Here is a 23,121-nt window from a genome sequence, read left to right as displayed (position 1 = left end):
GGCCTGCCCTGACTGCCCTGACTGCCCTGACGCCGACGGCCGCCGCCGCACCCTCCTCGGGTGCGGCGGCGGCCGTCGGCGTTGCGGCCGAGGGTCAGTCGGCCGGCCGCGGCTGCGCCTTGGGAGCCGTCCGCGGCGCCCGGCCCGGGCCGGGCATGAACCCGGTCAGCAGCCCGGCGACCGTCACCAGCAGCGCGGCCCCGAGCAGCGCCGAGGAGTAGTGCGCGGTCGCCACCGCGGCGGCCACGCTGGCGCCGGTCGCCCCGGCGACCACGTTGAGCACCGCCAGGCCGAGGCCGCCGCCCATCTGGCGGGCGGTGTTCATCAGCGCGGAGGCCACACCGGCGTTCTCGGCTGCGACGCCGGAGGTGGCCGCGACCGTCATCGGCAGCACCGTCATCCCCAACCCGAGGCCGAGCACCACCCCGGGCCCGAGGACGTCCACCAGGAACGACCCCTGGGCCGAGAACCGGGACTGCCAGAGCAGGCCCGCCGCCGTCAGCAGCCAGCCGACCGCCAGCGGCGTGCGCGGCCCGGTCCGCTCGACCAGCCGCCGCACCAGCAGCGAGGCGACCGCGATCGCCACCGTGAGCGGCAGCATCGCCAGACCGGCCCGCAGCGGGCTGTAGCCCAGCACCCGCTGCAGGTACAGCGTCACGAAGAACATCACCGAGGTGGTCACCGCCCCGACCGCCAGCGCCGCGGCATTGCCCAGCACCAGCGCCCGGCTGCGGAAGATCCCCAGCGGCATCAGCGGCCGTCGGCTGCGCGCCTCCACCAGCACGAACCCCGCGAGCAGCAGCACCGCCGCCGCCAGCACCCCACCCGTCAGCGGCGAGCCCCACGGGTGGTCCTCCAGCCCGGCGAGCGCGTACTCGGCGCAGGCCAGCGCACCCGTGACCAGCACCGCCCCCGGCAGGTCGAGCCCGCCGCCGCGCCCGGTCCCGGGGAACGCCGGCAGCGCGCGCAGCGCCACCACGCCCAGCACGATCCCGATCGGCACGTTGACGAAGAGCACCCAGCGCCACCCCAGCGTGCCGGTCAGCACACCACCGAGCAGGATCCCGGCGCTGCCGGCCGCGGTGGCGGTGGCTCCCCAGGCGGCGATCGCACGGGTGCGCGCCGAGACCTCCTGGTAGGTGGAGTTGATCAGGGCCAGCGGGGCCGGGGCCAGCAGGGCCGCGCCCAGGCCCTGCGCCGCGCGGGCGGCGATCAGCAGCGAACCGCTGGTGGCCAGGCCACCGAGCAGGCTGGCACCGGTGAACAGGGCCAGGCCCACGGTGAACATCCGGCGCCGGCCGAAGAGGTCGGCCGATCGCCCGCCCAGCATCAGGAAGCCGGCGAAGGTGAGCAGATAGGCGTTGATCACCCACTGCTGGCCGGCGGCGCTCAGGCCCAGGTCCTCGCGCATCGACGGGAGGCCGACGTTCACGATCGTGGTGTCCAGGACGATCATGAACTGGGCCGCACAGGCCACCACGGCGGTGGTCCACCCGGGGCCCGGGGGCGCGGTCTTCATCATTCGGGTACCTCTCTGGTTGACGGTGGGTCGAAAACGGCATCGCGCCGTGCCCCACGACTGGGTGGGGCACGGCGCGCGGTACACGGGGTGACGGAAGGTCAGAGGATCAGCTGGCCGCCGCTGACCGGCAGGAAGGCACCGGTGACATAGGCGAGTTCGTCGCCGGCCAGGACGCCCACGGCCCGCGCGACCTCCTCCGGCTCGCCGACCCGGCGCAGCGGGATCTGGTCGACCACGTCGGCCAGGGTGCGCCCGAACTCGTCCTTGGCGTGCCACTTCTTCATCAGGTTCTCGCTGCGGGTCGGACCCGGGATGACCGTGTTGATCCGGACGTTGCTGGGGCCGAGCTCGATCGCCAGGTGCTTCATGGCGGCCTCCATCGGCGCCTTGGCCACGCCGTGGCCGATCGCCCCGGCGGCGGCCTGGCGGGAGAAGCCGTCCGAGATCAGGATCACGGTGCCGCCGCCGCGCTCGACCATGCCGGGCAGCACCGCCCAGGCCGGGCCGAGGGTGGCCTTGGCCTGGGTGGCCATCTTGTCGACCAGGGCGTCCACGCTCAGCTTGAGCGCGGGGCCGCGCAGCACGTCGCGGAAGCCGCTGGAGTTGAGCACCAGGATGTCGATCGGGCCCAGCTCGCGCTCGACCTGCTCGATCATCGCGGCGGTGCTCGCGCTGTCGGAGATGTCGGCCCGGGCGGTGACGGCCCGGCCGCCCTGCTCCTCGATCGAGGCGACGACCTGCTGTGCCTCGGCCTCGGAGCTGAGGTAGTTGACGGCGACGGCGGCGCCGCGCCGGCCGAGCTCGGCGGCGATCGCGGCACCGATGCCGCGGCTGGAGCCGGTGACGAGGGCGGTCTTGCCCTTGAGGGAGGAGAGATCAGTCATGGCCGCGACGCTAGGCAGCCGCGCCTGAAGCCGACTCGAGCCGGGCCTGACCCCGCCGCCCGACCCCGCCGCCTGAGCCCGCCGCCTGAGCCCGCTCCCTGAGCCCGCTGCCCGACCCCGCCGTCAGGACGGCTCCTGCCCCCACTCCCAGCCCCGCTCGGTGACCTCGATCCGGGGCCAGGCCAGCGTGCCCGCCCCGATCTCGCCGAGGACCTCCTGCACCCAGGCCAGCTCGGCCAGGCACATCCGGTGCGCGTACTCGGTCTCGATCAGGAAGAGCCGCGGGATCCCGGTGCCCGCCGCCCGCGCGGCCGCCAACTGCCCGGCGCGCTCGCGCAGCCGCTCGGAGCGCAGCCGCAGACCGGCCAGGGCGTCCGACCGGTCGAGGGCGCCGAGGTAGCCGACCGCGGTGAAGAAGGCCGGCTGCTCCTCGGCGGGGGTGGCCAGCAGCTCGCCGACCCGGTGCTCGAACTCGGCGCGGCCCCGGTCGGTGAGTGCACCCTGACCGTCCGTCAGGCCGGTGCTGCGCAGTTCGGCGGCGACCGCGGCGAGTTCCGGCTCGCCCGGCGCCGGCAGCGCACCGCCGAGCGGGCTCTCGGCGGCCCGCTCGGCGAGCGTCGTGGCCAGCTCGCTCGGGGTCATCGGCCGCTCCAGCAGCAGGCCGAGCACCAGCAGCGTCGTCGTGCTCATGCGTCCGCTCCTCCTCTCGTCGGGGCCCCGGCGGGCCCTCGTCCGGGGACGGGACCCTGCCAGCGGCGCCCTGAGCGACGGCGGAGTCCGGGCACGGTGCGGCGGCGGTGCAGGGTGCGGAGGCGATGGAGGGTGCGAGTGCGGGTGCGGTGCCGGCGGTCCGGCGGCGCTCGAGCGGCGTCCGACGGGGACGGCTCAGACTCGCCCCCGCCCGGGGCGCAGGTCCCCGGAACCCGACGGCGAAAGGGAGTTCATGACCGAGGAGAACGTCCCGGTGCTCATCGCGGGCGGCGGCATCGTCGGGCTGTCGGCCGCGGTGTTCCTGCGCACCCAGGGCGTGCCGGTGCTGGTCCTGGAGCGCCACCCGGGGACCTCGTTCCTGGCCAAGGCCCGGGTGCTCAGCCCGCGCACCATGGAGCTCTTCCGCGCCCACGGCCTGGAGGAGCCGGTGCGTACGGCGCCGCCCTCGGTCTTCCTGGCGGCCACCGACGTGGTCCGGGCGCAGACCCTGGCCGGCCCCGAGGAGTACCGCAGCACCCGCCCGCCCGGCGAGTCGGTGGCGGGGGTCAGCCCCTGCCCGCCGGCCCTGGTCGAACAGAGCACGGTCGAGCCGCTGGTGCGCGCCCGGGCCGAGCAGCTGGGCGCCGACCTGCGGTTCCACACCGAGGTCACGGCGGTGCGCCAGGACACCGAGGGGATCACCGCGCAGGTGCTGGAGCGCGGCACCGGGCGGCGGTACACCGTCCGGGCGCGCTACCTGATCGCCGCCGACGGCCACCAGTCGCCGACCCGCCGGGCGTTGGGCATCGGCACGCACGGCCGGCGGCTCTCGCAGGTGGTCAACATCGCCTTCGAGGCCGACCTGGGCGAGGCGCTGCGCGGGCGGCCGGTCGGCCTGGCCTACCTCGCACAGCCGGTCCCGGGGACGCTGCTGGCGCGCCTGGACCGCGCGGACCGCTGGGTGCTGATGCTCCCGTACGACCCGCAGCAGCAGGACGTCGAGCGGGACTTCACCCCCGAGCGGTGCGCGGCCGCCGTGCGCGAGGCGGTCGGCGCACCGGTGCCGGACCTGCGGCTGCTGCCGGCGGTGCCGGGCAGCAGCCGCCTGGTGCACCCGTGGGAACTCGCCTCCTGGGTCGCCGAGTCCTACCGGCAGGGCCGCATCCTGCTGGTCGGGGACGCGGTGCACGTGATGCCGCCCTCGGGCGGGCTGGGCGCGAACACCGGGATCCAGGACGCGCACAACCTGGCCTGGAAGCTGGCGGCGGTGCTGGCCGGACGAGCCGGGGCGGCGCTGCTCGACAGCTACCAGGCGGAGCGCCGCCCGGTGGCCGAGCTGACCTGCGCGCTCTCCGCCCGGCTGCAGGAGCAGCGGGCGGGCGGGGACGGTGAGGACGTGGCCGAGCGGGTGAAGCGGCTGGCGATGGGGTTGGGCTACCGGTACGAGTCGGCCGCCGTGGTGGACGACGACGGCCCGCAGCAGGGCCGGCCCGGCACCCGCGCGCCGTTCCTGACGCTGGGTCAGGCCGATCGCCAGGTACCCAGCCTGGATCTGTACGGGCCGGGTTTCACGCTCGTGCTGGGCCCGCAGGCACCGGCGGACGGGCCGGTGCCCGCGGGCGAGGTCACCGTCGTGCGCCTGGGCCGTGCGGACGCCTGGCCCCAGGCGCACGGGGTCGGCCCGGCCGGCGCGGTGCTGGTCCGCCCGGACGGCGTGATCGCCTGGCGCGCCGTCACCTGGGGTGCGGACGCGGCCGGGCGGCTCGGCACCGCGCTCAGCCGGGTCCTCGCTGTCTGATCAGCCGTCAGTACGCCCCCGCCGGCCGCGCCGACGGGGGCGTACTGCTGCGGGTGGGCGTCCCGGGGCGACCGGGAGACGACCGGGAGACGACCGCGAGACGACAAGGCCGGCGGCGGGACCCGGTCTCCAGGTCCCGCCGCCGGCCCCGTCGGCCCCGCTGCTACCGGGCCGCCCATGCCTCCAGCAGCTCGCGCTCCCGCTCCGCACTCAGCCCGCGGTCCGGGAAGTCGCGGTACTGGCCGAAGGCCTCCTGCTCGCTGCCCGGGCGGTTCAGCCAGTCCCAGGTGTCCCGCACGGTCTGCGCCACCGGGCGGCAGCGCAGGCCCGCCGCCAGCGCCTTGGTGGCGGAGAAGTCCCACACCGCCGCCAGCGGCGGCACCTGCGGCACCCAGAGCGGCAGGCCCAGCAGCGGCTGCACCCCGTTCTGCAGCAGGAACTCGTCCGTCACGAAGACCGGCTCGGCCGTCCCTCCGGTCAACTCCGCACACTGCGCCAGGAAGGCGCCCCAGTCGGTGTTGGCCGGCTCGCCGCCGGTGAGGTAGGCGCCGCGGTCGCCCGCCGCGAGCCGGTCCAGGCCGAAGATCGCCAGGTCTCGAACGTCGATGAGCTGCATGGTGCGCCCGGCGGCGCCGCCGACGAGCATCGGGCCGCCGCGCTCGGCGCGGCGCAGCCACCACGGGACGCGCTGCAGGCGCTCCCCCGGGCCGACCACCACACCCGGGCGCAGCACCAGGACATCGCCCTGGAAGTGCTGCTCGACCGCGCGTTCGGAGCCGGCCTTGAGGCTGCCGTAGTCCCCGTCCCCCGGGCCGGCGTCCGCGGCGCCCGGCAGCAGGGGAGCCGACTCGTCGACGGGCAGCGCCGGCCAGCCCTGGACGGCGTTGATCGTGGAGACGTACAGGTAGCTGCCCGCCCGGCCGCTCAGCGCGCGGGCCGAGGCACCCACCACCGTGGGGGCGTAGCCGCAGACGTCCACCACCGCGTCCCAGGGCCCGGCCTCGGCGAGCCGGGCCAGGTCGGCCTCGCTCTCCCGGTCGCCGCGGATCACGCTCACGCCGGGCAGGTCGGCCGCGGAGCGCCCGCGGTTGAAGGTGGTGACCTCCCAGCCGCGGGCCAGCGCCTCGGTCGCGAAGGCCTGGCCGAGGAAGACCGTGCCGCCGATGATCAGGATCTTCATGCCGTCACCACCGCTTCGATCGTGCTCGCCGTCCCGGCCGTCCCGGTCGCGGGCGGCAGCGAGGCCACCAACGCCCGGTACTGGGGCTCCCATTCGAGGTCGTAGCGGGAGCGCAGGGCGGCCGGCATGTTGCCGAGCATGAACTCCCGGGCCTGCGGGGCGGCCTGCTCCAGCAGCAGCGGCATGGTCGGCGCGAAGTCGGCCGGGTCGTGGCCGCCGGCCAGGCCGGCGAGCATCTGCCCGTAGGCCTCGGCGGTCACCTTGTCGCGCAGCACGGGCACCATCGCCCGCTCCTCGAGGGCGAGGTGGTCGTACATCATCGCGTCGAAGTCGGCGATCCTGGCCAGCAGGCCGGTCAGCGTCAACTCCGGCTCGTCGCCGCCGTCCTGGAGCTGTGCCAGGCCCTCGGCGATGCCGGCCAGGTGCTCGTCGAGCGCGGTGTGCTGCTCCTCCAGCACTGCGGCGACGGCGTCCAGGCCGGGCTCGGCCGCCAGGACGGTCGGCCAGACGTGGGTGTCCTCGCTGGTGTGGTGGCCGTCGAGGATCCTGGTGAACATCTCCCACCAGCTGGTCAGTCGCCGCACCGCGGCCGCGTCGAGGCTCCCGGCCGCCGCGCCGTTGCGCAGCCGCCGGCCGAGTTCCGGGATCACCCGCCGGATCAGGTCGTGGGTGATGTCGAATCCGGTCAGGTTGTTGGCGGTCAACACCCTCCTCCTTCCGTTGTACCGTCCGGGCCGCCCGGCACCCGCCGCGCGCCCTTGAATGCTGTCTCGGTGCGCACGGTGGCAATGGGCGGTGGACTGCCGCTGGAGGGGTGGGGGACCGTCAGGCGCAGTAGTCGCCGAGCGCCGGCGCCAGCCGGGCGAAGGCGGCGTCCGCCTCGGCGGCGGCCCGGTCCCGCACCTCGTGCTGCGGTGCGCCGGCCCGGATCAGCGAGCGGACCCGGGCGTGCAGCACGCGGTGGACGGCCGCGAGTTGAGCGGCGCTCAAGTGCGGCAGGAGATCGTCGGCGGCGGCGCCGGTCTGCTCGGCGAGGGCGAGCGCCAGGGCCGCCTCGCCCTGCTCCTCGATGACGCGTTCGCGCGCGCGCAGGCGGGGGCTGCCGTGCACCAGTCGGGCGAAACCGGGAGAGCTGTGACCGCTGAACGGGAGGCCGGCCTCGAGCGCCTCGAGGTAGGCGCGGTGCAGCGCGGCCAGCGCCGACTCGCCGGGCCGGCGTTCGCGCACCACCCGGGCCAGGCTGTCGACCATCTCCTCGCCGAAGTCGAAGACCAGGTCCTCCTTGAGCGGGAAGTAGTTGGTGACCGTCATCTTGGAGACGCCTGCCGCCTCGGCGACCTCCGCGATGGTCACGTCCTCGAAGCCGCGCTCGATGAAGAGCAGTGTGGCGGCATGCGCCAGACGCTCCCTGGTCTGCTGCTTCTTGCGCTCTCTGAGGCTCATCACGGCTCCCTTGGTCGGGCTCATCCTAGCACCTTTTAGGTCGGACCAACTTTTATGCTTGACATAAAAGTGTGCCCGACCTAATCTCATCACTGCCCGCTCGCCCAGCCCTCGGAGACCACTTGAAGCTGCAGACCGCCACCGCCCGCACCACCCCGGCCGAGGCCGTGGAGCCCCTCGACCCCGCCCTGGTCAAGCTCGGCAGCGTGCTGGTCCTCGGCGCGGTACTGGCCCAGCTCGACACCACGATCGTGAACGTCGGCATCGGGCCGATCGCCACGGACTTGCACGTCTCGCTGAGCGCCGTGCAGTGGGTGGGCACCGGCTACCTGCTGGCCGTCGCGCTGACCGCGCCGCTCTCCGGCTGGCTCGTCGACCGCTTCGGCGGCCGACGGACCTGGCTCGCCTCGGTCGCGCTCTTCGTCGCCGCCTCCGCCCTGAGCGGGCTGGCCCCCTCGGCCGGCACGCTGATCGCCTTCCGCCTGCTGCAGGGCGTCGGCGGCGGCCTGATGCAGCCGATCGGCCAGGCCCTGGTCGCCCGGCACGCCGGTCCGCGGCGGATCGGGCGGCTGGTCGGGCTGATCACCGTGCCGGTCTCACTGGCCCCGATCCTCGGGCCGGTGGTCGGCGGGATCATCACCCGCTGGGCGCACTGGCGGTGGCTCTTCCTGGTGAACGTCCCGATCGGACTCGCCGCCCTGGTGCTGGCCCTGCGGGTGGTACCGGCGGACAGCGGCGAGCGCGACCGCACGCTGAAGCCGGACCGCCGCGGCCTGCTGCTCCTGCCGACCGGCCTGGCCGCCCTGGTCTACGGGCTGACGGACCCTCGGGCGGGCGGGATCGACGGGTCGCGGGCCGCCGTGCTGGCCGCCGGGGTGGTCCTGCTGGCGGCCTACGCGGTGCACGCGCTGCGCACCGAGCGCACCCCCCTGCTCGACCTGCGGCTCTTCGCCGGGCGCGGCTTCGCGCTGGCGGGCGCCAACACCTTCCTGCTCGGCGCCGCGCTCTACTCCTCGATGCTGCTGCTGCCGCTCTACTTCACGCTGGTGGAGGGGATGGACGCGTTCCACGCCGGCCTGCTGCTGGCCCCGCAGGCGCTCGGCACAGCGGTGATCACCCCGCTGGCGGGTCGGCTCACCGACCGGCACGGTCCGCGCTCGGTGGTGCTGGCGGGCATCGGGCTCACCCTGCTGGGGACCCTCCCCTTCGTGCTCTCCTCGACCCCGCCCGCGCTGCCGCTGCTCATCGCCGCCCTCTTCCTGCGCGGGGTCGGCCTCGGCGCCGTGGTGCCGCCGAACGTCGCCGCCACCTACACCTCGGTCGACCGCAGCCAGGCCGCGGCCGCCACCAGCGCCCGCACCGTGCTCAACCGGATCGGCGGCTCGATCGGCACCGCCCTGCTCGCCGTCGTCCTGCAGCAGGCGCTCTCCTCGGCCGCCGCGAGCGGCGCGGGCCCGCAGACCGCCTTCGCGCACACCTTCCGGTGGGCGCTGGCCTTCGGCGCGCTCACCCTGCTGCCCGCCGCCTGCTACCCGCGCCGGGCCCCAGTGTCCGGCCGGTCCAAGAACTGACCTCCCCCCAGCCCCGAAGGAGACCCCGGATGAAGACCACCACCGCCCGCGCCGGCGTGCGCCTGATGAGCGTCCACGCCCACCCCGACGACGAGTCCAGCAAGGGTGCGGCGACCATGGCGAAGTACGTCGCCGAGGGCGCCGAGGTGCTGGTCTGCACGATGACCGGCGGCGAGCGCGGCTCGGTGCTCAACCCGGCCCTGGACCGCCCCGAGGTCTGGGCCGACCTGCCCAACCTGCGCCGCCGGGAGATGGACCGGGCCCGCGAGATCCTCGGCGTGGACCAGCGCTTCCTCGGCTTCGTGGACTCCGGACTGCCGCAGGGCGGCGAGCCGCTGCCCGAGGGCTGCTTCGCCCTCGAGCCGCTGGAGAGCGCCACCGAGCCGCTGGTGCGCGCGATCCGCGAGTTCCGCCCGCACGTCGTGGTGACCTACGACGAGAACGGCGGCTACCCGCATCCGGACCACATCAAGACCCACCAGGTCTCGGTGGCCGCCTTCGAGGCGGCCGGCGACCCGGACCGCTACCCGCAGGCCGGTCCGCCCTGGCGCCCGCTGAAGCTCTACTACACCTGCGCCTTCAGCAAGGAGTACTTCCAGGCGCTGTACGAGGCGATGACGGCCGCCGGGCTGGAGTCGCCGCACGGCGCGGTCGCCGAGGAGCTGGCCGCGGCCGGGCTGCTCAGCTGGGAGATCACCACCCGGGTCCGGTGCGCGCAGTACTTCCCGACCCGGCTGGCGGCCCTGCTCGCCCACGAGACCCAGGTGGACCCGAACGGTCCGGAGCGGTCCTGCCCGCTGGAGATCGAGCAGCAGGCCTGGCCCACCGAGGACTACCACCTGGTCAGCTCGGCGGTCGAGACGGCGCTGCCCGAGGACGACCTGTTCGCCGGTCTGACGGCGGACAGCACGGCCTGAGGCGCTCCACCGGTCCTCCACCGCGGCTCGGTGGCGCCCTGAGCGGTCCCCCGCAGGCTGGCCGCACACCACTGCCGCGGTGCCGGCGCCGATCGGCGCGGCCTGGGAGCGAGAGAAAGAGAGTCGCATGCGCATCGTCCGCTATCACCAGCACGGCACCCCGGAGGTCCTGCAGGTCGACGAGATCGAGAAGCCGGAGCCCGGCCCCGGGATGGTCCGGCTCCGGGCCGAGGCGATCGGCGTCAACTTCGCCGGGATCCAGGAGCGTTCGGGCAACTTCTACTACGGCGACCGGCTCCCGCTGCCCGCCTGCCCCGGCGGCGACGCGGTCGGCACCATCGACGCGCTGGGCCCCGGCGTGACCGGCTTCGAGGTCGGCGACCGGGTCGCCAGCATCATCTTCAAGGACGCCTTCGCCGAGTACAGCCTGGCCCGGGTCAAGGACCTGGTGCGCATCCCGGCCGAGATCGACGCCGCCCAGGCCACCATGCTCAGCTCGCCCGGCCACGTCGGCCTGAAGGTCATCAAGGCCGCCGCCCTCAAGCCGGGCGAGACGGTCCTGGTGCACGCCGCCGCCGGCTCGATCGGCCACCTGGTCGTGCAGATGGTCAAGGCGCTGGGCGCCGGCACCGTGATCGCCACCGCCAAGTCCCCGGAGAAGCTCGCCTTCGTCAAGGAGCTGGGCGCGGACGTGGTGGTGGACTACAGCCTGGACGGCTGGGAGGAGAAGGTCCGCGAGGCCACCGGCGGCGCGGGCGTCGACATCGTGCTGGACAGCGTCGGCGCGGACATCACGCCGAAGAGCATCAACCTGCTCAAGCCGTTCGGCCGGCTGGTCTTCTACGGCTCGGCCGGCGGCGGCCTGGACCTGCCCAAGATCGACCTGGAGGACCTGGCCGGGAAGTGGGTCACGCACTTCTCGATGGGCGTGGTCGAGCGGGTGACCGACTCCTACGAGGACCTCATCAGCGAGGTCAACGAACTGGTGCTGAGCGGAAAGGTGCAGCCGGCGGTGCACGTGCGGCTGCCGCTGGAGGAGGCCGCCAAGGCCCACGAGGTGATGGAGGCCCGGCAGCAGCTCGGGCGCATCGTCCTGATCCCCTGACGCTCCGCCACCCCTCGGGCCCGGCCCGGCCGACCCCGCCGGACCGGCCACAGACCGCGGCGGCCCGCTACCCCCCGAACGGGCCGCCGCTTCAACTCCCCTGCAGGAAGGCACCAGTGACCACGACCGCGCCCCGCGCGGCCGCCGCGCCGCCGCGCGACGACCGCCTCGACCCCGCACTCATCAAGATCGGCATCGTGCTGGTCCTCGGCACCATCATCGCCGTGCTCGACTCCACCGTCGTCAACGTCGGCATCGAGGCCATCCGCCGCGACTTCGGCAGCCCGCTCTCCACCATCCAGTGGATCAGCACCGGCTACCTGCTGGCCTTCGCGCTGGTGGCGCCGATGAGCGGCTGGGCCACCGAGCGGTTCGGCGCCAAGCGGATGTGGATGGCCTCGGTCGCCGGCTTCGTACTCGCCTCCGCGCTCTGCGGCCTGGCCTGGTCGGCGCCCTCGCTGGTGGCCTTCCGGATCCTGCAGGGCGCGGCCGGCGGGCTGATCCAGCCGATCGGCCAGTCGATGCTCGCCCAGGCCGCCGGCCGGGAGCGGATCGGCCGGGTGATGGGCATGCTGATCATCCCGCTGACCTTCGCCCCCGCCCTCGGCCCGGTCATCGGCGGCATCCTGATCAGCGCGGCGAGCTGGCCGTGGATCTTCTACCTCAACCTGCCGCTCGGCGCGCTGACCCTGCTGCTGGCCGCCCGGATCCTGCCCGACGCGGTGGGGCAGCCGGGCCAGAAGCTGGACGTGCGCGGCCTGCTGCTGATCTCCCCGGGCCTGGCGGCGCTGATCTACGGGCTCTCCGAGACCGCCAACGGCGGCGGCCTGACCGCCCCGCGGGTGCTCGTCGCGACCATCGCCGGTCTGGCGCTGCTGGCCGGGTACACGGCGCACGCGCTGAAGCACACCGGCAGCCCGCTGGTGGACCTGCGGCTGTTCGCCGTCCCGTCGTTCCGCAACGCGGTGGCCTCCTCCTTCATGCTCGGCGCCGCGCTGTTCAGCTCGATGTTCCTGCTGCCGCTCTACTACCAGGTGGTGCGCGGCCAGAGCCCGCTGCACACCGGCCTGCTGACGCTCCCCCAGGACTTCGGGATCGCGCTGTCGATGTTCTTCGTCGGGCGGCTCACCGACAAGCTCGGGCCGCGCTGGTTCATCGTGGCGGGCGTGCTGCTGGCGATGGCCGGGACGTTCGTGTACACCCGGGTCGGCTCGCACCCGAGCGAGTACCTGCTGGGCCTGGGCCTGTTCGTGCGCGGTGTCGGCATGGGAGCGGCGATGTCGCCGATCATGGCCGCGGTCTTCCGCAGCGTCCAGCCGCAGCAGATGCCGCAGGCGGCCGGCACCACCAACGTGCTGCACCGGATCGGCGGCTCGCTGGGCACCGCGCTGCTCGCCGTCGTCCTGGAGCACCAGAGCGGCAGCCACGCACCCGCCCAGGCCTTCGCCGCGACCTTCTGGTGGGCCTTCGCGCTCAGCGCCCTCACGCTGCTGCCGGCCCTCATGCTGCCCGGCCGCAACCGCGGCTGACCGATCATCGACCCCTCTACCTGGCAGGCGAGTGAGATGCGCGTCCTGTTCGTCGCCCACGGGCCCTCGCACGCCCCGTGGCTGGTCCCCCTGGCCTGGGCCTGCCGGCTGGCCGGCCACGAGGTGCAGGTGGCCGCCCGGCCGCAGGCCGTCCCCAAGGTCACCGCGGCGGGGCTGCTCGCGGTCCCGATCGGTGCCGCGGCAGCCGGCGAGGCCTTCGCCCGGCGCCGGCTCGGCGGTTCGGCCGGGCGGCCCGCGCGGGTCCCCGCCGACTGGCCGGTGGGCCCGCTGGACTGGCCCGAGGAGCGCCGGCTCGGCTGGGCCGACCAGCTCCTCGGCCTGGCCGACTCGCTCGCCGACGACCTGGTCGCGCACGCCCGCGCCTGGCGCCCCGACCTGGTGGTCCACGACATCGGCGCGCTGGTCGGCCCGGTCGCCGCGGCGGCGGTCGGCGTCCCGGCGATCGGGCACGCCTGGGGCCAGCCGATGGGCGCGTACTTCCTGCGGGAGGACGAGGTGCCACCCGCCTACCTCCGGATGTTCGAGCGCTTCGGCCTCGAACCCCGGATCGGCGCCGACACCTGGATCGACCCCTGTCCGCCGTCGCTCGCCCTGCCCTACCCGGTCCCCCGGCTGCCGATGCGCTACCTGCCGTACAACGGCCCCGGGGAGATCCCCGACTGGCTGCGGGAGCACCCGCGGCGGCCGCGGATCTGCCTCACCGGCGGCGGCACCAGCCGCACCATCGACGAGCGCGGCCGGCAGCTGCTCGATGAGGTCGACGGGCTGGACGCCGAGATCGTGCTGGCCGTCGCCCGCCCCGAGGCCTTCGCCGGGCAGCCGCTGCCGGCCAACGTCCGGCTGACCGGCTGGTTCCCGCTGAGCGCGCTGCTGCCCAGCTGCGCCGCCCTGATCCACCACGGCGGCGCCGGCTCCGGCATGACGGCCGCCGCCTACGGCGTGCCGCAGATCGTGCTGCCCGAGAGCCCGGACTCCACCCAGCGCGTCTGGGGCGAGCAGGTCACCCGGGCGGGCAGCGGGATCAGCATCGGCTCGGCCGACCTGCGGCAGCGGCCGGGGACCCTGCGCGAGGCCGTCACCGCGGTGCTGGGCCGGCCGCACTACACCGACCGGGCGCGGAGCGTGCGCGCGGAGATCGAGGCCATGCCGGCGCCCGCCGAGCTGGTCCGCCACCTGGAGCGCCGGGCCGCGGCCGGGATCTGACCCTTACGTCCTTAGGAGCAGCAGTGACCGAAGAGATCCACCGTACCCGGGCCGCCATCAGCGTCCAGGCCCCGGCCCGCGACGTCTACCTGACGCTCACCGACGTGCTGGGCTGGCCGCTGCTGTACCCCTGGATCACCCACACCGAGGTGCTCGAGCAGCAGGGCCCCGAGGACCTGACCAAGTTCTGGGCCGTGCGCCCCGGCCCCGAGGGCACCCTGCGGATCTGGACCTCGCGGCGCCGGCTGGACGATGCCGCCCTGGTCATGGAGTTCGAGCAGCACGGCTCGGTCGGCGCGATCCGCCGGCTCGGCGGCCGCTGGCTCTTCCTGGAGCAGCCGGACGGGCAGTGCCTGGTCGAGTCGCACCACTGGTTCACCACGGACGAGGACCCGGCCGTCACCGCCGCCGAACTCGACCGGCACGGGGCGCTGCAGATGCGCACCCTCAAGGAGGCCGTCGAGCAGCGGGAGCAGGCCGAGCCACTGGTGCTGCGGGCCGAGCGCGAGGTGCTGCTCGCCGGGACCACGATCGAGGAGGTGCACCGGCACCTGGTCGATACCCTGGACCTCGGCGAAACCCCGCAGGAGGAGGCGCAGTTCGTCACCGCCCGCGCAGCGCATCCGGACGGCCCGAGCCGCGCCGGGCGGTCTGTGCTGATCCTGCGGGACCCGCACACCGTGCTGCTCAAGCACCTGGAGCCGCCGGCCGAGTTCGCGCTGTACCGACGCAGCTGGCACCTCGACAGCACGGCGGACGGCATCCGGGTGACGGCCCGTCAGCTGGCCGTCGCGCGCTCCGAGGAGGCGGACCTGTCGCGGCTGGGCGAGTGGCTGGACCGACAGGCGGCCGCCGACCTGCCGGCCGCCGCGGCCGTCTGACCGTGCGCATCCTCTTCACGACCTGGTCGGCCCCGGCGCACCTGCACCCGATGGTCCCGCTCGCCCGGGCCTGCCAGGACGCCGGCCACGAGGTGCTGCTCGCCGTCCCGCCCGGCTGCGCGGCGGCGGTGACAGCGGCCGGGCTCACCCCGGTCCCGGTCGGCGCGGAGCCCGCCGCGCCGCCCATCGGCGCGGTGCGCGGCCTGCCCGAGGACAGCTGGCCCGCCGACTGGCCGCTGCGTCCCGCCGCGCTCGGCCCGGGCCCGCGGCGGGTGCTCGACGCGCTGGTGGGGCGTCAGGCCGCGATCGCCGAGGCGATGCTGCCCGACCTGCTCGGGTTCGCGCGCCACTGGCGGCCGGCGCTGGTGGTCAGCGACGCCTCCACCTATGCGGGGACGCTGGTCGCGGACCTGCTCGGGGTGCCGCTGGCCCACCACCAGTGGGGCGGCCCGGCAGTGCTGGAACTGGAGCGCGGCGGTCCGGGCGGGCAGCCGCGGCCGGCCTACCAGGCCCTGTGCGAACGCTTCGGCGCGAACCCGCGACGGGCACCGCAGGTCTGGATCGACCCCTGCCCGCCCAGCCTGCGACTGCCCTCGCCGGTCCGCCGCCTCGCGCTGCGCACCGCAGCCGCGCCGCGCACCACAGCCGACCGGCCGACCAGGACGGATCAGCAGCCCCGGGTGCTGATCGGCCTGGAGGACGGCGCACCGGTCGACCTGCTGCGCCTGGCGGCCGACCAACTCGCCGTCCCGTACCGGGAGGTGACCCTGCCGCTCGGCCCGGACCGCCCGCTGCCCGGCGGCGCCCTGCTCATCCACCACGGCAGCGGCATCCTCACCATGGCCGCCGCGGCCCACGGCATCCCGCAACTCGTGGTCTCGCTGCGCCCCGAGCAGGCCCTGACCGGCGACCGGCTGGCCGCGATCGGCGCCGCCCGCCACCTGCCCCGGGCCGCCGCCGGCGCGGCCGAACTGCGCACCGCCGGCCTCGCGCTGCTCGCGGATCCGGCGCGGGCGGCGGCCCGCCGGCTGGCCGCGGAGATCGCGGCGCTGCCCGACCCGGCCGCCCTGGTACCCCGGCTGGCCGAGCTGGCCGACTGAGCGGGCCGGCCGACTGAGCGCACCGGCCGGGCGCGCCGGCCGATGGGCGGGCCGGCTGACTGACCGCGCCCGCCCCCGGCCCTATGCCCGGGGCGGGCGCTTGGCCGCGTAGTGGGCCAGGCACTCCCGGTACCCCGCCAGCCGCCCCGCCTGCGCCGTCCGCTCCAGCGACAGCGCCCCCGCGTCCTTCGGCGACATCAGCGCCTCCCCGGTCAGCCCCAGCTGCCACGGCACCCCCAGCTGCGCGTCCAGCGGGTCGATGTCCACCTGGGTCCCCGGCACGAACTCCGTCGAGCACAGGTAGCTCACGCACGCGTCCTCCGTCAGCGCCACGAACCCGTGCGCCAGCCCCTCCGCGACGTACACCCCGCACCCGCTCCCCGCGTCCAGCACCGAGGTGGTGTACGCCCCGAAGGTGGGTGAGCCCAACCGTACGTCGACCACCACGTCGAACACCGATCCCCGCACGCAGGTCACGAACTTCGCCTGGCCCGGCGGAAGTTCGACCCCGTGCAGACCACGCAGCACATTCCGCCGGGAGGTCGAGTAGTTGACCTGGCGCGGCGTGAACGCGTGCCCGGTCGCACGCTCCAACAGCTCGCTGCGGAAGGACTCGTGGAAGCTCCCCCGCTCATCGGTCCACACCCGCGGGGTGATCCGGTACGCATCGGGCACAGCGGTCTCTTCGATCTCCATGTCCGCGCACGCTAGGTCCATCCCCTCGAATGCCGGTCCAGCTCGCGTCAAGGCCGGTTCGAGACCCCTCCCCCAGGGTCGAGGGCGGGAGTCGATCTGAGGAGACACAAATGCCCGGCGACATGACACCGATACTCGACGCGGTGCGCAAGTACCACGTGGACCAGCAGGACAACCGGGCGTTCGTCCCCGGTGTGACCGAGATCTGGCCCGCCGGCGCCGTCCTCGACGAGGAGGACCGGGTGGCCATCACCGAGGCCGCCCTGGACCTGCGGATCGCGGCCGGGCGCAGCTCGCGCAAGTTCGAGTCGGCCTTCGCCCGCAAGTTGAAGCGCCGCAAGGCCCACCTGACGAACTCCGGCTCCTCCGCCAACCTGCTGGCGGTCTCCGCGCTGACCTCCCAGCAGCTCGGCGACAGCCGCCTGCGGCCGGGCGACGAGGTCATCACGGTGGCCGCCGGGTTCCCCACCACGGTCAACCCGATCCTGCAGAACGGGCTGGTCCCGGTCTTCGTGGACGTGGACCTGGCCACCTACAACACCACCGCGGACCGGGTCGCGGCGGCGATCGGCCCGCGGACCCGCGCGATCATCATCGCGCACGCCCTCGGAAACCCGTTCCCGGTCGCCGAGATCGCCCAACTCGCCGAGCAGCACGACCTCTTCCTCATCGAGGACAACTGCGACGCGGTCGGCTCGCTCTACGACGGCCAGTTGACCGGCACCTTCGGCGACCTGACCACCGTCAGCTTCTACCCGGCGCACCACCTGACCATGGGTGAGGGCGGCTGCGTGCTGACGGCCAACCTGGCGCTGGCCCGGATCGTGGAGTCGCTGCGCGACTGGGGCCGCGACTGCTGGTGCGAGCCGGGCGAGAGCAACAAGTGCCTCAAGCGGTTCGACTACCAGATGGGCACCCTGCCGGCCGGCTACGACCACAAGTACATCTTCTCGCACGTCGGTTACAACCTGAAGGCGACCGACGTCCAGGCCGCGCTGGGCCTGACCCAGCTCGCCAAGCTGGACGGGTTCTGCGCCGCCCGGCGCCGCAACTGGAAGCAGCTGCGCGAGGGCCTGGAGGGCGTGCCGTGGCTGCTGCTGCCGCAGCCGACGCCGAAGAGCGACCCGAGCTGGTTCGGCTTCGCCCTCACGGTGGACGCCGGGGCGCCGTTCAGCCGGGCCGAGCTGGTGGACTTCCTCGAGGGCCGCCGGATCGGCACCCGGCGCCTGTTCGGCGGCAACCTGACCCGCCACCCGGCCTACCAGAACCAGCGGTTCCGGGTGGTCGGCGAGCTGACCAACAGCGACATCATCACCGAGCACACCTTCTGGGTCGGCGTCTACCCGGGCCTGACCGAGGAGATGGTGGCCTACATCGCCTCCTCGATCCGCGAGTTCGTGGCGGCCCGCGGATGAGGCTCGGCCTGGAGAACCGCGTCGTGCTGGTCACCGGCGCCACCAGCGGGATCGGCCGCGAGGTGGCCCGCGCCTTCTCCCGCGAGGGCGCCAAGGTCGCGGTCGCGTACCGCAACGACCAGGAGGCCGCCGAGCGGCTGGCGGTGGAGCTGGGCGGGCAGCGCGACGACTCCTTCGCGGTCCGCTACGCGCTGGACGACCCGGCCTCGCCCGCCCACGTGGTCGGGGCCGTCGAGGAGCGCTGGGGCCGGCTCGACGTCCTGGTGGCGAACGCCGTGCAGTGGGGCGTGCGCCGCACCCCGGGCACCCACTTCGAGAACGTCCCCGAGCAGGACTGGCTGCCGGTCGTGGACGGCAACCTCGCCCCGGTGATCCGCACCGTGCAGCACGCCATCCCGGGGATGCGCTCGCGCGGTTGGGGGCGGATCGCGCTGATCTCCTCGCACAACGCGCTCGGCGGCAACCGCGGCCAGGAGTTCTACGGCGCGGCCAAGGCGGGCCTGCACGGCCTGACCCGCAGCCTGATGTGGGACCTGGGCGGCGACGGTGTGCTGGTCAACGTGGTCTGCCCCGGGCTGACCGTGACCGAGCGGATGCTCGCCGGCCTGCCCCAGCCGGTCCGCGACCGCGAGATCCAGGCAACCCCCACCGGGCGCCTCAGCCTGCCGCAGGACATCGCCGACTCCGTGGTGTTCCTCTGCTCCGAGGCCAACGGGAACATCACCGGCGAATCGCTGACCGTCGCCGGCGGCCGCTGATCAGCCATCACCCGACCACTCAGCCCGACCCGAGGAGGGCATTTCGCATGACCACCACGCTCGCGGCGCTGCGCCCGCGACACGACCGGGGCCCGGCAGCCCGGATCGCCCGCTCGGCGGCGCTGGCCGAAGGCGCCCACCTCAGCCTGGACGGATTCCACCACTGGTTCGCCGAGCGGCAGGCCGCGCACCGCTTCCGGGTCGACCGGATCCCGTTCGCCGACCTGGAGGGCTGGCGCTTCGAGCAGGGCACCGGCAACCTGGTCCACCACACCGGCCGGTTCTTCAGCGTCGAAGGCCTGCGGGTGACCACGGCCGGCGGCGACTGGTGCCAGCCGATCATCCGCCAGCCGGAGATCGGCGTCCTGGGGATCCTGGTCAAGGAGTTCGACGGGGTCCTGCACTGCCTGATGCAGGCCAAGATGGAGCCCGGCAACCCGACGCCGCTCCAGCTGTCGCCGACCGTCCAGGCCACCCGCAGCAACTACACCGGGGCGCACGGCGGCGCGGGGGTGCGCTACATCGAGTACTTCACCCAGCCGGGGCGCGGCGAGGTGCTGGCCGACGTCCTGCAGTCCGAGCACGGCTCCTGGTTCTACCGCAAGCACAACCGCAACATGATCGTGCAGACGGACGAGGAGGTCCCGCTGCACCCCGACTTCTGCTGGCTGACCTTCGGCCAGCTCGCCGAGCTGCTGCGGCTGGACAACCTGGTCAACATGGACTCCCGGACCGTGCTCGCCTGCGCGCCGCTGCCCGAGGGTCCGGCGCCCGACCTGACCGGCGTCGACGGGTTCACCGCCGCCCTGGTCCGCTCCCGGGACGCCGAGGCGGGCGCCCGGCACACGGACGCCGAGCTGCGCGCGTGGTTCACCGGTCAACGCACCCGCCACCACGTCCGGGCCGAGTGCCTCCCGCTGAACGAGCTGCCCGGCTGGCTGCGCACCGAGCGCGCCATCGAGCATCCCGAGGGGCGCTTCTTCGACGTGGTCGCGGTCGCCGCGCAGACCGACAGCCGCGAGGTGCGCGGCTGGACCCAACCGCTCTTCGCCCCGCGCGGACAGGGTGTGGTGGCCTTCCTCGCCCGGCCGATCGAGGGCGTGCTGCACCTGCTGGTGCACGCCAGGATGGAGGGCGGCCTGCCGGACCTGGTCGAGCTGGCGCCCACCGTCCAGTACACGCCGCAGAACTACCGCGGCCGCGCGACCCCGCCCTTCCTGGCGCAGGTGCTGGACGCCGCCCCGGACCGGATCCGCTACCAGGCGCTGCACTCCGAGGAGGGCGGCCGCTTCCTGGACGCGGTCAGCCGCTACCTGGTGATCGAGGCCGACGAGCAGACGGCTCCGCTCGAGGCCCCCGAGGGCTACCGCTGGCTGACCCTGGCCCAGCTCGCCCCGCTGATCCAGCACGGCCACCGGGTCAACGTGCAGGCCCGGACCCTGGTCGCCTGCCTCAACGCGCTCGCCGGGCGCGCCGTATGAGCACCGGACTGCGGATCGGCGTGCTGGGCAGCGCCGAGATCGCCCGGCGGCGGCTGCTGCCGGCCTTCGCCGCCGACCCCGCGGCCGAGGTGGCAGCGGTGGCCAGTCGGGACGCCGGCCGGGCGGCGGAGCTCGCGGAGCGCTTCGGCGCCCGCGCCGTCACCGGCTACCAGACCCTGCTCGAGCTGCCCGAGGTGGACGCGGTCTACCTGCCGCTGCCCGCCGCGCTGCACGCCGAATGGACCGAGCGCGCGCTGCTCGCCGGCAAGCACGTCCTCGCCGAGAAACCGCTCGGCGGCGACCGGGCGAGTACCCGCAGGCTGCTCCAACTCGCCCGGGAGCGCGGGCTGGTGCTGATGGAGAACGTGATGTTCGTGCACCACCCGCAGCACGCCGAGGTGCTGCGGCTGGTGGCCCGGGGGGCGATCGGCGTGCCGCGGGCGTTCAGCGCGGCCTTCGCGATCCCGCGACTGCCCGCCGGGGACATCCGCTACGACGCCCAACTCGGCGGCGGCGCCCTGGCGGACGTCGGCGTCTACCCGGTGCGCGCGGCGATGCACCTGCTCGGCGGTCCGCTCACCGTGGTCGGCGCGGCCCTCGACCGCACCTCGGACCATGACGTCGACATCAACGGCGCGGCCCTGCTGCGCTCCCCGGAGGGCGTGCTGGCGCAGCTCACCTTCGGCCTGGACCACGCCTACCGCTCCCGCTACGAGCTGTGGGGCAGCGAGGGCAGCATCCGCCTGGACCGCGCCTTCACCCCGCCCGCCGACCACCGCCCGGTGCTCCAGCTGGAGCGCGGCGGCACGGTCGAACAGCGCGTGCTGGACGCCGAGGACCAAGTGGCCCGAACCGTCCGCGCGTTCGTCTCGGCCTGCCGCGCCGGCGGGACCGGGACCGGCGCCGCCGCCTGCCTGGAGCAGGCCCGGCTGCTGGACGAGATCCGCCGGGCCGCGCAGTGACCCGGCCGGCGACCAGCCACCCACCGCACGTCAAGGAAGGACGCAAGTGACCGTCATCGACGAGGCCCCCGTCCAGCTCCGGGAACCGGAGCGGGCCGAGCAGCCGGCCGTGCCCGACTATCCGCCGTACCCGCCCAAGCCGACCGCCCCGGTGCCGGCCGCCGAGCGGGTCGGGCAGCTGGCCGAGCTGCGGCGAAAGCTGCACGAGGGCGACCCGAAGGCCACCGCGGCCCAGCACGCCAAGGGCAAGCTGACCGCCCGCGAGCGGATCGCGATCCTGTTCGACGAGGGCACCTTCACCGAGATCGAGGGCCTGCGCAAGCACCGCGCCACCGCCTTCGGGATGGACGCCAAGCGCCCGCACACCGACGGCGTCATCATCGGCTGGGGCCTGGTGGACGGTCGGCGGGTCTTCGTCTACGCCCATGACTTCCGGATCTTCGGCGGCGCGCTGGGCGAGGCCCACGCCCAGAAGATCCACAAGATCATGGACCTGGCCGCCGCGGCCGGCGCGCCCATCGTGGGCCTGTGCGACGGGGCCGGCGCGCGCATCCAGGAGGGCGTCACGGCGCTCGCCGGCTACGGCGGGATCTTCCAGCGCAATGTGCGCAACTCCGGTGTGCTGCCGCAGATCAGCGTGATCATGGGCCCCTGCGCGGGCGGCGCGGCCTACTCGCCGGCGCTCACCGACTTCGTCTTCATGGTCCGCGAGACCTCGCAGATGTTCATCACCGGCCCCGACGTGGTGCAGGCGGTCACCGGCGAGGCGATCAGCCAGAACGGGCTGGGCGGCGCCGATGTGCACACCGAGCTCTCCGGGGTCGCCTCCTTCGCCTACGAGGACGAGGAGGAGTGCCTGCAGGACGTTCGCCACCTGCTCTCGCTGCTGCCGGCCAACAACCGCGAACTGCCGCCCGCCGCGCTCTGCGAGGACCCGGTGGACCGGCGCACCGAGAAGCTGGTCGAGCTGGTCCCGGCCGACCGCAACCGCTCCTACGACATGCGAGCGGTGATCGAGGAGATCGTCGACGACGGCGAGTACTTCCAGGTGCACGAGCGCTGGGCCGGCAACGTGATCTGCGCGCTGGCCCGGCTCGGCGGCCAGGTGGTCGGCATCGTGGCCAACCAGCCCTCGGTGCTGGCAGGGGTGTTGGACATCCCGTCCTCCGAGAAGGCCGCGCGCTTCGTGCAGTTCTGCGACGCCTTCAACATCCCGCTGGTGACGCTGGTGGACGTGCCCGGCTTCCTGCCCGGTGTGGCGCAGGAGCACGGCGGTGTCATCCGGCACGGTGCCAAGCTGCTCTACGCGTACTGCAACGCCACCGTGCCGCGGATCCAGCTGATCCTGCGCAAGGCCTACGGCGGTGCGTACATCGTGATGGACTCCCGCTCGATCGGCACCGACGTGTCGCTGGCCTGGCCGACCAACGAGATCGCCGTGATGGGTGCCGAGGGCGCCGCCAACGTGATCTTCCGCCGCAGGATCGCCGAGTCGGCGGACCCGGACGCCACCCGCGCCCAGCTGATCGAGGAGTACCAGAACGAGCTGATGCACCCGTACTACGCGGCCGAGCACGGGCTGGTGGACGACGTCATCGATCCGGCCGAGACGCGCGGTCGGATCATCGGGGCCCTGCAGATGCTCCGCGACAAGCACGCCACCCGGCCCAGCCGCAAGCACGGGAACCAACCGCAGTGACCGGCCCCGCACCCGCCCTGCGCGTCCTGCGCGGTGATCCGAGCCCGGAGGAGCTGGCTGCGGTGGTGGTCGCGCTGCTGGCGCTCGCCCGCACCAGGACCGCCCCGGCCGACCCCGCACCCGCCCCGACGCCGCTCTGGCCGGTCCCCGCCGACGCCGGTCCGAGCACGGTCAGCTGGGCAGGCCGCTCCCCGCTCGGCTGGGCCGCCTGAGCCCGCTGCCGTGTCGGCCGCCCCTGACTCCGGTCACGGGCGGCCGGCACGCTT

General features: G+C 74.3%; 21 protein-coding genes. 14 read left to right on the top strand and 7 right to left on the bottom strand.

All coding sequences use genetic code 11. The annotated features are described in order from the left end of the window. Positions 1-94 precede the first annotated feature (94 nt). The 3 genes from BR98_RS22970 to BR98_RS22960 form a co-directional block, all read right to left on the bottom strand. Positions 95-1,522, bottom strand: coding sequence for an MFS transporter (locus BR98_RS22970; protein ID WP_051970079.1), 1,428 nt, complete (start codon positions 1,520-1,522; stop codon positions 95-97). A gap of 98 nt (positions 1,523-1,620) precedes the next feature. Beyond that, entirely contained in the window at positions 1,621-2,406 is a 786-nt protein-coding gene (locus BR98_RS22965) for an SDR family NAD(P)-dependent oxidoreductase (RefSeq protein ID WP_035847274.1), read from the bottom strand. Positions 2,407-2,529: 123 nt separating this feature from the next. Next, positions 2,530-3,096 carry a hypothetical protein gene (locus tag BR98_RS22960; protein ID WP_035847273.1) on the bottom strand — a complete coding sequence of 189 codons (567 nt, stop codon included), beginning with the start codon at positions 3,094-3,096 and terminating at the stop codon, positions 2,530-2,532. Positions 3,097-3,349: 253 nt separating this feature from the next. Here BR98_RS22960 and BR98_RS22955 point away from each other — a divergent pair, with 253 nt between their 5' ends. After that, positions 3,350-4,894 (top strand): FAD-dependent monooxygenase, encoded by a 1,545-nt coding sequence (locus BR98_RS22955; RefSeq protein WP_035847272.1) that lies wholly within the window; start codon positions 3,350-3,352, stop codon positions 4,892-4,894. Between the two features lie 163 nt (positions 4,895-5,057). On the opposite strand, the gene BR98_RS22950 is transcribed toward BR98_RS22955, so the two are convergent. The 3 genes from BR98_RS22950 to BR98_RS22940 all read right to left on the bottom strand — a co-directional run bounded on the left by BR98_RS22950 (position 5,058) and on the right by BR98_RS22940 (position 7,517). After that, positions 5,058-6,074 (bottom strand): NAD-dependent epimerase/dehydratase family protein, encoded by a 1,017-nt coding sequence (locus tag BR98_RS22950; protein WP_035847271.1) that lies wholly within the window; start codon positions 6,072-6,074, stop codon positions 5,058-5,060. After that, a complete protein-coding gene (locus BR98_RS22945) occupies positions 6,071-6,778 on the bottom strand; it encodes a hemerythrin domain-containing protein (protein WP_035847270.1) in 708 nt (235 codons plus the stop codon). The genes BR98_RS22950 and BR98_RS22945 overlap by 4 nt, the downstream gene beginning before the upstream one ends. Positions 6,779-6,899: 121 nt before the next feature. Continuing rightward, complete coding sequence (locus BR98_RS22940; RefSeq protein ID WP_035853502.1) at positions 6,900-7,517, bottom strand: TetR/AcrR family transcriptional regulator; 618 nt, start codon at positions 7,515-7,517, stop codon at positions 6,900-6,902. 122 nt (positions 7,518-7,639) lie between these two features. On the opposite strand from BR98_RS22940, the gene BR98_RS22935 reads away from it, so the two are divergent. The 7 genes from BR98_RS22935 to BR98_RS39565 all read left to right on the top strand — a co-directional run bounded on the left by BR98_RS22935 (position 7,640) and on the right by BR98_RS39565 (position 15,844). Beyond that, positions 7,640-9,088 carry a DHA2 family efflux MFS transporter permease subunit gene (locus tag BR98_RS22935; protein WP_232247490.1) on the top strand — a complete coding sequence of 483 codons (1,449 nt, stop codon included), beginning with the start codon at positions 7,640-7,642 and terminating at the stop codon, positions 9,086-9,088. A 29-nt stretch (positions 9,089-9,117) separates the two neighbouring features. Next, entirely contained in the window at positions 9,118-10,005 is an 888-nt protein-coding gene (gene mca, locus BR98_RS22930; RefSeq protein WP_035847269.1) for a mycothiol conjugate amidase Mca, read from the top strand. A 127-nt stretch (positions 10,006-10,132) separates the two neighbouring features. Beyond that, the gene (locus BR98_RS22925; RefSeq protein ID WP_035847268.1) at positions 10,133-11,110 is read left to right on the top strand and encodes a quinone oxidoreductase family protein; all 978 of its coding nucleotides are present in this window, start codon (positions 10,133-10,135) and stop codon (positions 11,108-11,110) included. Between the two features lie 116 nt (positions 11,111-11,226). After that, a complete protein-coding gene (locus BR98_RS22920) occupies positions 11,227-12,639 on the top strand; it encodes an MDR family MFS transporter (protein ID WP_051970078.1) in 1,413 nt (470 codons plus the stop codon). 36 nt (positions 12,640-12,675) lie between these two features. Next, positions 12,676-13,863: a nucleotide disphospho-sugar-binding domain-containing protein gene (locus tag BR98_RS22915; RefSeq protein ID WP_035847267.1), complete on the top strand. Its 1,188-nt coding sequence runs from the start codon at positions 12,676-12,678 to the stop codon at positions 13,861-13,863. Positions 13,864-13,886: 23 nt separating this feature from the next. Next, positions 13,887-14,744, top strand: coding sequence for an SRPBCC family protein (locus BR98_RS36565; protein ID WP_051970077.1), 858 nt, complete (start codon positions 13,887-13,889; stop codon positions 14,742-14,744). Positions 14,745-14,746: 2 nt separating this feature from the next. Then, the gene (locus BR98_RS39565) at positions 14,747-15,844 is read left to right on the top strand and encodes a glycosyltransferase (RefSeq protein ID WP_035853485.1); all 1,098 of its coding nucleotides are present in this window, start codon (positions 14,747-14,749) and stop codon (positions 15,842-15,844) included. An 81-nt stretch (positions 15,845-15,925) separates the two neighbouring features. On the opposite strand, the gene BR98_RS22900 is transcribed toward BR98_RS39565, so the two are convergent. Then, positions 15,926-16,540, bottom strand: coding sequence for a dTDP-4-dehydrorhamnose 3,5-epimerase family protein (locus BR98_RS22900; RefSeq protein WP_035853483.1), 615 nt, complete (start codon positions 16,538-16,540; stop codon positions 15,926-15,928). A 110-nt stretch (positions 16,541-16,650) separates the two neighbouring features. On the opposite strand from BR98_RS22900, the gene rfbH reads away from it, so the two are divergent. From rfbH to BR98_RS22870, 6 genes are all read left to right on the top strand, one after another. Further along, positions 16,651-17,955, top strand: coding sequence for a lipopolysaccharide biosynthesis protein RfbH (gene rfbH / locus BR98_RS22895; RefSeq protein WP_035847266.1), 1,305 nt, complete (start codon positions 16,651-16,653; stop codon positions 17,953-17,955). Next, a complete protein-coding gene (locus BR98_RS22890) occupies positions 17,952-18,713 on the top strand; it encodes an SDR family NAD(P)-dependent oxidoreductase (protein WP_035847265.1) in 762 nt (253 codons plus the stop codon). Before rfbH ends, BR98_RS22890 begins: the two co-directional genes overlap by 4 nt. Before the next feature lie 47 nt (positions 18,714-18,760). Further along, a complete protein-coding gene (locus BR98_RS22885) occupies positions 18,761-20,194 on the top strand; it encodes an NDP-hexose 2,3-dehydratase family protein (RefSeq protein ID WP_035847264.1) in 1,434 nt (477 codons plus the stop codon). Beyond that, positions 20,191-21,156, top strand: coding sequence for a Gfo/Idh/MocA family protein (locus BR98_RS22880; RefSeq protein ID WP_035847263.1), 966 nt, complete (start codon positions 20,191-20,193; stop codon positions 21,154-21,156). The genes BR98_RS22885 and BR98_RS22880 overlap by 4 nt, the downstream gene beginning before the upstream one ends. Before the next feature lie 109 nt (positions 21,157-21,265). After that, positions 21,266-22,855, top strand: a complete 1,590-nt coding sequence (locus tag BR98_RS22875; protein ID WP_051971144.1) for an acyl-CoA carboxylase subunit beta — start codon at positions 21,266-21,268, stop codon at positions 22,853-22,855. Next, the gene (locus tag BR98_RS22870; RefSeq protein ID WP_035847262.1) at positions 22,852-23,067 is read left to right on the top strand and encodes an acyl-CoA carboxylase epsilon subunit; all 216 of its coding nucleotides are present in this window, start codon (positions 22,852-22,854) and stop codon (positions 23,065-23,067) included. The genes BR98_RS22875 and BR98_RS22870 overlap by 4 nt, the downstream gene beginning before the upstream one ends. Positions 23,068-23,121: the final 54 nt, after the last annotated feature.

Source organism: Kitasatospora azatica KCTC 9699, from assembly GCF_000744785.1.
GTDB classification, from domain to species: domain Bacteria; phylum Actinomycetota; class Actinomycetes; order Streptomycetales; family Streptomycetaceae; genus Kitasatospora; species Kitasatospora azatica.
The sequence above is the reverse complement of the archived record's forward strand: the minus strand, read 5'-3'. Positions and strand labels throughout refer to the sequence as shown.